Here is a 13806-nt window from a genome sequence, read left to right as displayed (position 1 = left end):
CAATGAATACTTCCCTTACTTTTTCACACTATCGCGAATAATAAGTTTGGTCGAAACAAGTATTTTCTTCGCTATTTTTCTGCCTTCTAGTCGTTCTAATAATGTATCTACAGCTGTTTCACCCATAACTTCCGTATATACTCTAATCGTACTTAATGATGGGTACATATATTTCGAAACTGTCATGTCATTTATCCCAATAATACTGACCCGGTCTGGGATTGTTATATTAGCCTCATGAAGTGCTCTTAAACTACCAATGGCCATAACATCACTACTCATAAAAAAGGCAGTCGGTAAGTCTTCGCCTAAGTCTTCTATAGCTTGTTTCATTAAGTTGTAGCCATCTTCAACTGAAAATGAGCCCACATAGACAAATCGTTCATCAAACAGTCCATTTTCCCACATATAGGATTTATACGTCTTTTCCCTTAAATCTTCTATAGGTTCGGTCTGGCCTTTCAGTAATTCTCTCCCGCCAATAAATCCTATTTTACGATGATCAGTGGAAAGGAAAAAATCGATTATTTTCTTTGTAGCTTTTTCAAAATCAATGACAATTGAATCATATTTATCTTCATTAGGACTGTAATCGACAAAGACAACCATTGGATTAATAGTTGTTAATTCCTTAACTTGTTGTTCGCTAAATTTACCAACAGCAATAATACCCTCTATTTCAGCAGCCTTTATATCTTTAATATTATTGAAAAAATATACTTCTGGCTTCATACCAATTTCTTTACATCGTTTTTCGATTCCAAGCCTTATTGATAAATAATAAAGGTCATTTAATTCTTCTTTTTCCGTATACCAATGCACAACAGCGACCTTTTGATCGACATACCTCTTTGACGAAGTTTTTCGGTATGATAATTCTTCTGCTACTTCAAATATCTTCTTCTTCGTTTCATCTGCTACCGATAAGCTTGCATCATAATTAAGCACCCGAGAAACTGTTGCAGAAGAGACACCCGCTTTTTCTGCTATATCTTTAATCGTTGCCACTCTCAATCACCTTTTCCATTTCTATAATTACCGTATTTAGTAGATTACCTACAATATATACATCATACAGTATTTATAGTCATAGAACAGATTAGCAACTGTCCTATGATTTAGCCTAGTTTATGTGTGTCTATTAGCGAGACTTTAGGAGCCGCTGTTCCATGTAATTCAAAAATAATAATTTCATTTTCACCTTTTCTTACTAACGGACCTGGCAAGTATAATGTTTCTTGCGGCCCAACTTCCCAGTACCTGCCCAGATTAAATCCATTAACAACGACAAATCCTTTTGTCCACCCAGGTAATTCCACAAAAGTATCGCCAATCTCTTCTACATTAAATGTTCCTTTGTAAAATGCAGGCCCAGTAGTCTTTTCATTGTTTTCCTTAAACGACAGTAATTGAAGATTGTCCATTGGTAAAGGATACATCGTCCAGTCAAATAAGAATTGTCGTTCAAACCGAACACCTTCTGTAATTCCTTTTGGATCATTCATCAAAGGGCCATAATTAATACGCCCCATATTTTCAACTAGTAAATCGATTTGTACACCTTCTTTAGGTACTGCAAATGAAATGGTGTTATTTTTCCACCGATCAATGACTCCCTTATACTCATTATCAACAAATACCAGCGCACGATCACGGACTTCTTGGATTGTTAATGCCGCTTCTTCTTTTGGGCCTTCTAAAAACGTACGATAAAGTGTAAATCCATAATCTTGGCCCAACTTCTCCATTGTTTCCGGGTTTGCCTTTTGGATTGGCTTACTAATCATTTCTAGTGCATCAAATAACTGAACTGACTCCGTCATTGTAACAGGTCCATAATTCATTTTAGGGATTGATTCAGGTAATATTAATTCGCCAATGTCTTTATGCTTGGCAATTTCCTTACGTACTGCATGGAATTTAGGTGTGATATCACCTGCCTCACTTACTGGACAATCATAGTCGTAACTCGTAACCGTCGGCTGATATTCATCACCGTAGTTGGCACCATTGTAAAAACCGAAATTTGTGCCTCCGTGGAACATATAGAAATTAACCGAATCCCCACGTTCAAGCATCTCCGAAAAAGTTGCGGCGGTTTCAGCTGGGTCCCGCTGATGATGCTCTTCGCCCCAGTGATCAAACCACCCATTCCAGTACTCCATGACGATATTAGGTGTATTCGGGAAATACTCTTGCAACTTGTTAAACGCTTCTGTTGGTCTAGATCCAAAATTAACTGTCGCAAGAACGTTCTCAACCGAACCACCTTGGAGCATCGAATCTGTTGGCCCATCAGACGTAAATAATAATACATCTATATCTCTTATAAGCATCGCATCTTTTATATGCGTAAGATACTTTTTATCATTTCCATAACTCCCATATTCATTCTCAATCTGCATCGCAATAATGGGACCGCCATTTGTTGTTAAATATGGGACTAGTTTTTTTAATAAAACGTCATAATACTTATCAACTTTTTCTAAATACGGTTCATGATATGACCTAAATCTCATATTACTATCCGCTAATAACCAAGCAGGCAAACCACCAAACTCCCACTCTGCACATATGTATGGACTAGGGCGAACAATGACATGCAATCCTACACGATCTGCTATCCGAATGAATTCCTCTATATTAGCAATTCCTTCAAAGTTAAATTCACCTTCTTTTGGCTCATGTAAATTCCATGGTACATATGTTTCGACACAGTTAAAACCACATGCTTTTAACTTCAATAAACGGTCTTCCCAGTATTCCGGTACAATTCTAAAATAATGGATTGCACCAGAGATAAGTTGTATGGGCTCGTTGTTTATGTATAGACTTTTTCCTTGTACTATTAAATTCGACACAATAAGCAACCCCTTTATTTTTTAGTTAGAGAGCTTCGTTAGCAAAATTAGCAATATGAATGACTTTACCATTTTGTCGCCTTGAAGCTTCGGCCCCAAATGCTAATAAATGACTTTCAAGTGATACAGCAGCGGATGATTTGCTTTCATTTCCATCGTAGTTTCTTGCTTCTTGTAAAAAGTCTCTAACAATGGCTTCATCGCCACCACCATGGCCACTACTTGGTTCATTCAATTTCGTAATTGTTTCATTTTTTGTTAGGAAATCAAATACAGATATCAAGTTTTCATCCATTTTCCCTCTAATTTCACCTTTTGTGCCCATGATTTGTACAATCCTCGTTTGCTCTCTTGTGAATCCACACATACTAAAAGTAGCTGTAGCCCCATTTTCAAATTCCAGATTGACTACTTGATGATCGACAACATTATTATCCGATCGATAGACACATTTTCCATATGACGTTGTATTTAACGCATGAATAATACCTTCTCGCGAATGATCTGTTGTAAACTTTTTCGCCCAACCTTTACCTTCACCTAAATAATATTTCCCAGCATGAAATGCGCAGTCGTTTTCGATAGGACATCCATCCAAACAACGTAAAGGGCCGTCTTTAGGCGCATTTGATTCCTTAAAATGCATCAACGATCCGAAGGAACTGACATGCTTACATTTCTGATCCATCAAATACATTAAGATGTCCATATCATGACATGACTTTTGTAAAATCATTGGACTAGATATATCACTATTATTCCAGTTTCCCCGTACAAAACTGTGTGACATATGCATAACTTCGACATTTTCATTCAATTGAATCGAAACAATGTCCCCTATCTTCCCTTCATCGATGATACTTTTGATTTTTTGCCAAAATGGTGTATACCTAAGAACATGGCAAATCGTTAGCAGTTTATCATGTTTCTTTGCAATCTCCACCATGGAAATACACTCTTTAGGATCAGGTGACATAGGTTTTTCTAGTAAAACATGGTATCCTTTTTCGATTGCTCTTACTGTAGGTTCATAATGTTCCCTATCCAATGTACAGATGAAAGCTATATCTGCATCGATGTCAGCTTCTAGCATCTCTTCCCACGTGGCATAACATTGGTTTTCTAAAAGTGAGTACTGTTGTGCGAACGCCTTTCTTCTCTCAGGATTTAGCTCAGCAACAGCTACAAATTCTAATTCGTGTGGATAATCGTTGGCATAAGGAGCGTACGCTTTAGCTCCCCTGTCACCGGCACCAATTAATACAGCTTTTGTCTTTTTCAAAGTCTACTCATCCTTCTTTTTTTAATCTTTAACTGCTCCTGCTGCAATATCCGAAATAAATTGTCTACTTACAATTAAGAATAATATAATCAGCGGTAATGTCCCTAGTAATGTTCCAGTCATAACAGCTGCAACATCTGTTTGATGTAATCCTTTTAAATTTGCTAAAGCGACCATTAATGTGTATTTAGAGGGGTCATTCAATACAATTAGCGGCCATAGGTAGTCGTTCCATACGCCCATAAAAGTAAATATCCCTAAAAAGGCTAATGCTGGCCTTAGAACTGGCAATGCAATACTCCAGTACATCCTGAAAATACCACAACCATCGATTCTCGCTGCATTCAATAGATCGTCATGAATTGCTCCCTCAGCATACTGCTTGACCCAAAATATCCCAAACGCACTAACAAGTCCCGGAATTATTAAAGCTTTATAACTATCAATCCAACCAAATTGTTGCATCATAATAAACATTGGAATTAGAGATAGTTGAGCCGGAATCATCATCGTAGCAAGCGTAAATACAAATAGTTTGTTCTTACCAGGAAAATCAAATTTAGCGAAAACAAATCCTGCTAATGAACTAAAGAACAAAACTAATACTGTTGATATCGTTGAAACAAGAATTGTATTAGCAATTGATTTTAAAAAGTCAACTTCTGCAAACACCTTTTGGATATTTACAAAGAGTTGATCTCCAAATGTCCAAACAGGTGGAAATTTAAAACTTGCACTTGAATCATTCGTTGCCATAACTATTAACCAATAGAATGGAAATATTGATATAATAACTCCTAAGGTTAAACTTGCATGTAATACTATTTTCTTCATTTTAGTCAAATTATTTCACCTCTTTTATCTTTATCAACTTTTTCGTTGTATAACCTTCCAGTTAATCAATGAAAATAGCATTATTATTACAAATAACCCGATTGCGATTGCTGAACCATAACCATAAAGGTTTTTCACAAACGCTTGTTGATAAAGGTATAAAACGATTGTTAACCCTTCTCCCCCAGCTCCTCCAGAATTACCTACGAGTAGTTGTGGCTCTACAAAGGTCTGCATTCCACCAATAGTAGAAGTAATTACAACGAATAATAGAACTGGTTTTAATAATGGTATTGTTATCTTAGTAAAAATTTCAAATGAATTTGCCCCATCAATTCTAGCAGCTTCATATAAATCACCGGATATCTTTTGTAAACCAGCAAGAAAAATAATCGCATTATATCCTGTCCATCTCCAAATAATCATAGCGGAAATAGCTAGTTTCACCCCAGCCGAATTATTATGCCAATCAATGGCTTCAAATCCAAGTAAGGTAACAAAATAGTTTATTAACCCATAACTTGGTGCGAATATTACACTGAAAACGATTGCAACAGCTACAATTGCTGTTACGTTTGGTAGGAAATACAAAGTCTTATAGAATCCACTAAACTTAACAAACGCTGAATTTAACAAAAATGCAATAACTAGAGCTAAAATTATCATAGGTAGTGTTGATAAAAACCAAATGATAAGTGTATTTGCAATCGACTTCCAAAATAGGGAGTCCTTAACTAGAAATTCGAAGTTTCGTAACCCTACAAATTCCATCGTTCCTATTCCGTCCCAACTAGACAGTGCAAGGTAAATAGAGAATAAAAGTGGGAATACACCAAATACTAAAAAAATCAAGAAAAATGGTGATATTAGTAAATAGGCTCCTTTATTCTTCTTTATTTCTTTCCATGTATCTTTTTTAATTACTTGACTATTGTTAATCCCGATTTTAACTCACCACCTGAATTTATATTTTAATAGGAGGAATGGCTATTCCCCCTATTAAATATTACAGACCGAGGTCCCGTTCTATTTTAGCGAGAGCATCTTTCCACGCTTTTTCAGGATCTTTATTTTTTATTTTAACTAAATCTAATTCGTCCCTAAACGCTGTAAACACAATAGATTCTTTAGGTCCTCTATATGCTTCTTTTACATTTTTAGCAGATTCAGCAAATATTTCCGTTGTGTTTTGACCGCCAAAGAACTCTTCGTCATGATTAATCTCATCACTCTCTAATGCTTTTATTTCTGCTGGAAATAAACTCAAATTTTTATATGAAGTAACTTGATTATCAGTCGAATTAATAAATTTAGCGATTTCTGCACTTACTTTAGGATTTTTCGATGAATTTAATACTGCTAAGAATGACCCACCATCATTTCCATCACTAACTGGTGATCTGGAAACCTTCCACTTACCTGCAGTATCCGGCGTTGCATCAATTAGTATGTCCTTTGCCCAAACTGGTCCATCATAACCAACAAGTTCATCATTATTAATTGCCGCATTCCACTCTTGTGACTGTTCTTCGATATTACCAAAAACAAGTCCTTTTTCATTTAATTCAATTACTTTATCCCAAATTTCTTTAATATGTTTTTGGTCACCAATAAAGTTGTCCTCTTCATCAAAGACGCGCTGATCTAGTTTATTAACTTGGCCAGAAAAAGCGTCTTTAATTGAAGAAACAGCATATCCGTCTGTTTTATCTTTAAGTGCTGTTAACACATTCACATAGCCATCCCATGTACTCATTTTCTTTGATAATTCTTCTGGTGAATTAGCTATTCCTGCTTGTGAGAAAACATCTTCTCTATAGAAGAAACCTGTTGGAGATGTATCAACTGGGACCGCTATCATAGTCTTTCCATCACCAGTGATAGCTTGACTTGTTTTCCATTTAGGATATATTTCTTCAATTTCTTCCCCACCATAATCATATAAATTTACAAATCGATCAGCATGGGGTAAAAACTCCGAAACCCAGATGTTCATTAAAACCATATCAGGCGCATCATCACTATTTTTAGATGCTAATAAAGAACTCAATTTCGTTTTATAATCACCGCCTGGTGGTAACTTCTGAGCTTTAAACTCAACTTCCGGGAACTCTTCTTTCACTTTCTCCAAAACACTTTCATCAAGTCCTCTGTTCCAATACCACAAAGTTATTTCATTATCAGCTTTAGCACCTTCGCTATTACTTCCACAAGCTCCAAGAATAACGAGTAAAAATAGACCAAAAAGTAATCCTACAATTTTCCTCATTTTTAAAAACCCCTTTTCCCCATATTTCATTCCCTTTTCGACTTAAACATTACTAAATTCGCTAAAATATACTTCCCAATACTTTATCGCTCCCCTTTCTATAGTTGCTAATTAACTACTCAATCCCTTTTAAACCTGCACCAACAATCCCTGAATCTCCTTTTAATTTACTTGTAAATAAGCGTTCTAGGATATGTTGTTGTTCAGGGATTAAGTATTGTTTCAATGACTCTTTTATTAAATTTAATAAAAGAGTATTGTTATTAATAACTCCACCACCAAGTACAATCCTGTGTGGATCTAACAAACATATAATTGAATAAATACCATGCGCTAAAGATCCGACGACTTCATTCATTAACACTATTGCATCTTCATCATTCTCTTCATATTTCGAGAAAAATTCGCCTGTTGTTAGATTTGGATTGTTAAATCGCTTTTCCGCAATTTTTTTTATAGCTGGGCCAGATGCTGACTTTTCCAAGTTTTCGATTCCATTTAATGATGATCCTGCCAAAACTGGAAACAAACCAAGTTCACCCGCAAAACCATTCCCGCGCATAAACGAGCCTTGATGAATAATAGCGCAGGAAATTCCTGTACTAATTGTTAAATATACAAATGTATCCTGTTTATTTGTATCTGATACTTTCCATTCTGCAAATGTAGCCATATATACATCATTATCGATTACAATGTTTTGAAAAGAAAAGTAATCTTGCAACCGACTTACAATTGGAAAGTCCCTCCAAGGTAAATTGTTTTGAAAAACCGCAATCCCATTCTCACGATCTATTTTTCCTGGTACACCAACCCCCATACCTTTGATGTCTTTAAGATGTATTTTTGAACCTTCTAACACCATTTCAATACTTTTAATGACCTGCTCAAACATCTTTTCTTTATCTGATGGATCACTTGCAACTTCTGAACGTTTATATATTTCTCCATATTGATCAATTATCACGGTCGCAATTTTTGTACCACCAATATCAACACCCAATGCATATGCCACATAATTCACCACACAATCTCTTCATCTACTTTTCTATCTGACTCTGAAACCAAGTAAAATTACAAGTAAAACTATTACTAATGTTTTTTATACTAACAGACACTCATTATTCTGTCTATATAGAGTGTTAGTAGTAAATAATCCCCTCCACAAAAACTACACTACAACTGTTGCCAAAAACTAAGACGCTCCTCAAGTTACTATTACAAGGAAATGAGTAAAAGAATTCTTTTACGCTTCTTACTTCCCGGCCGCTTCGATATACATCCACTTATAACTGAAATCGCTTCCGAAGGGATTGATAGCAATCCCTTTTACAGCTGGATTCCTAAGAAACATTCCTCCGCGTTGATACGTCGGCGCAATTGCTGCATCATCTTCAAGTAGAATTTTTTCAGCTTCCGCAAATACTTCAAAACGTTTGATTGGATCATTAGCATAAGTTGTTTTTGTAGATTCAATTAGTGCGTCATATGCTGGGTTTGTGTAACCCATTTTATTCTGCGGGCTTCCCGTTACAAACAATTCCATAAATGAAATTGGATCCTGGAAGTCAGGGCCCCACCCTGTTGCTTGGATATCATAATCACTAGTATCATCAAGTTCCAGACGCACTGCCGAAGGAACTTCTTTTAGTTTGATTGTTAAACCTGGTAGATTTCTTTCAAGTTCCGACTTGAACCACTCTTGTTGTTTCTTAGAGCTTTCAGCGTCTCCACCAAGAAGCTCGATTGTTACGTTATCTGTCCCGAGTGCTTTTAGTCCTTTTTCCCAAAAAGCTTGAGCTTCTTTAACATCGTAAACAGTGAAATCCTTACTGTAATCACGGAAGTCTTTACCGTTTTCATCGAGCACGAAGTCATTTGCTACGAGGAAGTTAGCAGCTTCAGCACCATTCGCTAAGACCACTTCTGCAAGTTCTTCTTTATTGAATGCTCTTGCAATCGCTTTACGAATGTCAGCGTTGGCAAGCAGCGTTGGTTTACCATCACGCATTTGGTTCATTTTGAAATAGAATACGGCCGTTTCAACCTCATTGATAATGTTTGGATCATCGGCATATTGCATTGCATACTCAGCAGTCAGTACTACACGATCTTTCTTGCCTTGTTCATATAATTTTACTGCCGTAGCTGTTTCTTTAATAATATCAACAATGATTTCATCGAGTTTTACAGAAGCAGCGTCCCAATACGTGTTATTTTTAACGTATTTCCAGCTACCTGTACCGTCCCAATCTCCCAATGAGAATGGACCATTATAAATCATTGCATCAGAGCTAGCAGCATATTTGTCACCTTGGGCAGTTACGAATTCTTCGTTAAGTGGTAAAAATGTCGCAAAAGCAGTAAGAGATAGGAAGTAAGCAACTGGGCGTTCCAGTTGAACAACAAGCGTTTTATCGTCTTCTGCCTTAATACCAAGGTCTGCTACTTCCATCTCACCTTCTTCGATTTCAGTCGCATTTTCAATCATGCCCGCCATCAAATACGGTCCGTAAGGTGAAGCCATGTCAGGATCGATAGCACGTTGCCATGCATATACGAAGTCATGCGCAGTTACAGGTGTTCCATTGGACCATTGTGCGTCACGAATTTTGAACGTATACGTCATTCCATCTGCACTGATTTCAGGCTCCGCTTCAGCCATAGCTGGCGTTAGTAATCCTTCCTGATTCACACGGTATAGTCCTTCCATTACGTTATTGAGTACCTTAGTGCTTATTGCGTCTTCAGCAATTGCTGAGTCAGCAGATGCAATTTCCGCTACTTCAATCAAGTTCAGAACTTGTGATACATCTTTTAACGATCCTTCTGTCGCCTCTTTTTCTACTCCATCAATAATGTCAGCGCTTTCTTTTACGTCACCACACGCTGCTAATAACACACTAAGTACGAGCATCATACTAATAATCCAAACAGTTTTATAATTCTTCAAATCGATTACCTCCTCTACTTATCTCTCAAACTGGTATATTATTTTTCAAATAACTCAAACAAGTAAACATGCCTTTTTGGCACTTCGCACTTCGCAATGCACAAGAATAGAGTACTTTAGAGAAACCAATTATAAATCTGTACAATACGTTTCATTACTCGTTCTCATATTTTTCCATACCTACAAAATCACTTGCCGCCGAATTTCTGTATTTTTATAGCGTTCAATTCGCATGAGTGTGACCATCTGCACCCAAAATATATTTCACCACACATTCTTTTTAGCTGCTCAATAAATAAGCTTTCGCATTCAAGTAAACCTTTAGTAAATCTAGTAAGTAAAATGTTTACTTAACGTTTTTCCAATAATAACATACATGGATTATTCCGTCTATACAGAATACAAAAAATATTTGTATGTAAATGCTCTCATTAAAAAATCCCTTATGTCGCTAAGGACATAAGAGATTAGCATACTTCTTCAATAACTATTAAATGAGTACCAGATACTTATCTAGCTCAAATTTACTTTAACGGCTTAACAACGTAGTAATTTGAGTGTTTTCTTGCACTTCTTTCATTTAAATTTACTAGCTAAGCTAACCGCTATACGTTATATTCTAGTTTAATTATATATTCAATTTGGGTCAAATACGTCAACTAAAAGCAAAGACACAGCACCTATAAGTGTTGCATCATCCCCCAGTTTAGTTATGGTTACTTCAGTCTGCTTTGCCCGTGGTGTCAATGCACATTCTTCAATCGTTTTTAGTATGACTGGTAAAATAAATTCTTTTGCTTTTGTTACCCCACCACCAAGTACAATTTTTTGCGGATTAATGATATGTATTAAATTTGTTAAACCTATTCCAATAACTCTTCCAGTTTCTTTTAATAACGTCACAAACTCTTCATTACCCCTAATAGCTAATTCATAGACTTCCTCTGCAGTGATAAGTTCTTGGGATATGCTCTTCATTGCTCGCCTAGCAATCGCGGGACCCGTTGTGAACGTTTGCAAACAACCGCGATTACCACATTCACAAATTTCTCCGTTCAAATCGATAGTCATATGTCCCACTTCACCTGCAATATCTTGTGCACCGTGGTATAAATTCCCATCAATGATCAGGCCCGCGCCGACACCCCGTCCAATATTCACAACTAACATACTCGTTAATTCACCGTGATCTCCAAACCAAGATTCGCCTAACGCCATAGCGCGTGCATCATTTTCTACTTTAACTTCTAGTTCAAATTCTTTTTCCAATTCTTCTTTAATCGGAACATTTGTCAGACTTAAAATAGGAGCAAACAATGATGTACCAGTTTCTACGTCCACAACTCCATGCATAGCTATACCTATACCAATAATTTTTTTACTAGTTGAGGGTATGTCTTTTATACAATTGTGAATACAGTCTTTTAAAATAATGAGAAATTGGTTGTTTGTTAGTGGTGTAGTCAACTTACTTAAAGTCCGATTCAAAATTTTTCCCGACAAATCGGTGAGGATACACTCTATCATTTCCGGTCCCGCGTCTACTCCTACTACATAAAATTCTTGGTTATTGATTAAGAGCATCGTTGGCTTACGGCCACCTTGAGACTCACCAAGCTTACTTTCTTTTACAAGCCCTTGCTCAATCAACTCTTTCACATTACTACTAACCGTAGGCGGCGTTAATTTAGTCTCTTTAGCAATTTGCGCTCTAGAGATGGGTGCGTCCGTCCTTATTTTATTTAATATAATGGACTTGTTTACTGATTTCATCCACTGGAATGTGCCTTGCCGCATATTAAAGCCTCCTATTATTATAGATTTATAGATAAATAACATCCCTATGTTACTTCTAACACATTAATCTATAATACCAATCAAATCGTTTTTTCATGACAGGAAACCGCTTTAACTAGTTGATATTTATTAGCTTCTCAATTTATGCTCGAAAGGCTAACCATTATTATCATTACACGCTTCGCTCATTAGCATTAATACTACCACTTATCTCTTTAGTAGAATAGACAGACAGCATTGTTTGAGTGTGAAAAGTTCAATTTTTCTTTGATGTTTTTCCAATTGCCTTTGGCCGCATGAATTCGAGCCAAACCGTTCTACTATTCACCCAATTGCTGAGCAATGTAATCTCTTTTCTATAAATCAAATATAGAACTAGTATCTGCTGCAATTAGACAAATTCCAAATCGATTGAAGCTTCCCCAGTGATTCTTTGCACGATTTCCATTTTCCTACAAACGAACATAGTTTGCAAAAAATTCATCAATGGTTATCTCAAAACTACCCGTTAAGTTGGCTTATTTAGATTCACTATAGATTCCATACTAATTCATGAATTCATTGTCAGGCATTTCATTCATTCCATTGGAAGCTTCTTAATTTTGATAATAATTATTTCGCTAGGACAAGAAAAACTCTGTCGAACAGGCAAGTTGATATTTATCGCATTCATTGGTATTATCAGTCTCTATGTATAAGAAAGGGGACAATTATGATACACCTAATTGCAATTGATATGGATGGAACAATATTAAGCCCTGACCACAGCATCAGTACTAGAAACAAACAAGCAATTTTAGCTGCGCAGTCAAATGGAATTGAGGTTGTAATCGCTACTGGAAGAGGTTTCTCAGAAGCCTATGGTCCTGTTAGGGATAGTGGATTGAATCTTTCATACATTTGTCTTAATGGCGCAGAAATTAGAGATGCATTTGGGGAATTGATTTCCGCAACCCATATAGTCGAAAATGACATCACAAAAATCACATCTATTTTAGATACTCACACAATCGATTATCAATTATATATTGATACGCTCATTTATATTAATAGTATTGAAGATCAAATCGATACTTTCATTCAACTTGCTGAGGCAGCTAACCAGATCCCCGTCGTAGATAAAATTCGACAAGAAGTAATGGATAGAGTAGAACAAGGTTATATCCGCCAAGTTGATTCTTACAAAGAGCTGATAAACCAACGTGGAAGTGAAATATATAAAGTATTTGGAACGTCCTTTAATAGACTGAATTTGGATAAAGCTAGAGAAGCACTTCAGTTGTTGCCTGGACTTGCTATCAGTTCATCTGGAGCGGGAAACCTCGAGATTACAAATATCAATGCACAAAAAGGAATAGCAGTTGAAAAATACGCCAAGAGTAAAGGGATTTCAATGGAAAATGTTATGGTAATCGGTGATAGCTATAATGATTTATCAATGATGGTACGTGCAGGACGCGCTGTTGCTATGGGTAATGCTCCAGCAGCAATTAAAGCTGCTTGCACTGAAATCACAACAACAAATGAACATGATGGTGTTGGATTAGCAATTGAAGCTATTCTGCAACGTCAACTTTAAATTAAGTAAGTCGTAAGGCACCGTTATATTTGAACGTAGCCTTAGTTCACGACATCCTTTCGCAATAAGGAGGGATGCCGTTCAATCGCTCCTCATTGCGAAAGCGCTGGAGGAATTGATGGAAAGGGCAATCTTGTCCATTGCCATCAATTCTTAGGCAACTCGAAGAAGCCGACAGATGGACATAGACACTGTTCCATATCGAAAAACTTATAGTTCCTTTATCTATCA

General features: G+C 36.5%; 10 protein-coding genes. 1 reads left to right on the top strand and 9 read right to left on the bottom strand.

Annotated elements, in window-relative coordinates; all coding sequences use genetic code 11:
* Positions 1-15: 15 nt before the first annotated feature.
* From ACP8HG_RS04860 to ACP8HG_RS04820, 9 genes are all read right to left on the bottom strand, one after another.
* Entirely contained in the window at positions 16-1008 is a 993-nt protein-coding gene (locus ACP8HG_RS04860) for a LacI family DNA-binding transcriptional regulator (RefSeq protein WP_187047613.1), read from the bottom strand.
* A gap of 110 nt (positions 1009-1118) precedes the next feature.
* The gene (locus tag ACP8HG_RS04855) at positions 1119-2861 is read right to left on the bottom strand and encodes a glycoside hydrolase family 35 protein (RefSeq protein ID WP_187047612.1); all 1743 of its coding nucleotides are present in this window, start codon (positions 2859-2861) and stop codon (positions 1119-1121) included.
* A 25-nt stretch (positions 2862-2886) separates the two neighbouring features.
* Positions 2887-4143, bottom strand: coding sequence for a Gfo/Idh/MocA family protein (locus ACP8HG_RS04850; protein ID WP_338652519.1), 1257 nt, complete (start codon positions 4141-4143; stop codon positions 2887-2889).
* Between the two features lie 21 nt (positions 4144-4164).
* Positions 4165-4977, bottom strand: coding sequence for a carbohydrate ABC transporter permease (locus ACP8HG_RS04845; protein ID WP_187047864.1), 813 nt, complete (start codon positions 4975-4977; stop codon positions 4165-4167).
* 33 nt (positions 4978-5010) lie between these two features.
* A complete protein-coding gene (locus tag ACP8HG_RS04840) occupies positions 5011-5829 on the bottom strand; it encodes a carbohydrate ABC transporter permease (RefSeq protein ID WP_338652520.1) in 819 nt (272 codons plus the stop codon).
* Between the two features lie 154 nt (positions 5830-5983).
* Positions 5984-7246 carry an ABC transporter substrate-binding protein gene (locus ACP8HG_RS04835; RefSeq protein WP_187047610.1) on the bottom strand — a complete coding sequence of 421 codons (1263 nt, stop codon included), beginning with the start codon at positions 7244-7246 and terminating at the stop codon, positions 5984-5986.
* Between the two features lie 115 nt (positions 7247-7361).
* Positions 7362-8261, bottom strand: coding sequence for an ROK family protein (locus tag ACP8HG_RS04830; RefSeq protein ID WP_187047862.1), 900 nt, complete (start codon positions 8259-8261; stop codon positions 7362-7364).
* Positions 8262-8501: 240 nt separating this feature from the next.
* Complete coding sequence (locus ACP8HG_RS04825) at positions 8502-10199, bottom strand: peptide ABC transporter substrate-binding protein (RefSeq protein WP_438298276.1); 1698 nt, start codon at positions 10197-10199, stop codon at positions 8502-8504.
* A gap of 636 nt (positions 10200-10835) precedes the next feature.
* Positions 10836-11996 (bottom strand): ROK family transcriptional regulator, encoded by a 1161-nt coding sequence (locus tag ACP8HG_RS04820; RefSeq protein WP_338652523.1) that lies wholly within the window; start codon positions 11994-11996, stop codon positions 10836-10838.
* A 712-nt stretch (positions 11997-12708) separates the two neighbouring features.
* Between ACP8HG_RS04820 and ACP8HG_RS04815 the strand changes: the two genes are divergently transcribed.
* Positions 12709-13575 (top strand): Cof-type HAD-IIB family hydrolase, encoded by an 867-nt coding sequence (locus tag ACP8HG_RS04815; protein WP_187047607.1) that lies wholly within the window; start codon positions 12709-12711, stop codon positions 13573-13575.
* Positions 13576-13806 lie beyond the last annotated feature (231 nt).

This window comes from Sporosarcina sp. FA15 (genome assembly GCF_051550195.1).
Taxonomy (GTDB): domain Bacteria; phylum Bacillota; class Bacilli; order Bacillales_A; family Planococcaceae; genus Sporosarcina; species Sporosarcina psychrophila.
The sequence above is the reverse complement of the archived record's forward strand: the minus strand, read 5'-3'. Positions and strand labels throughout refer to the sequence as shown.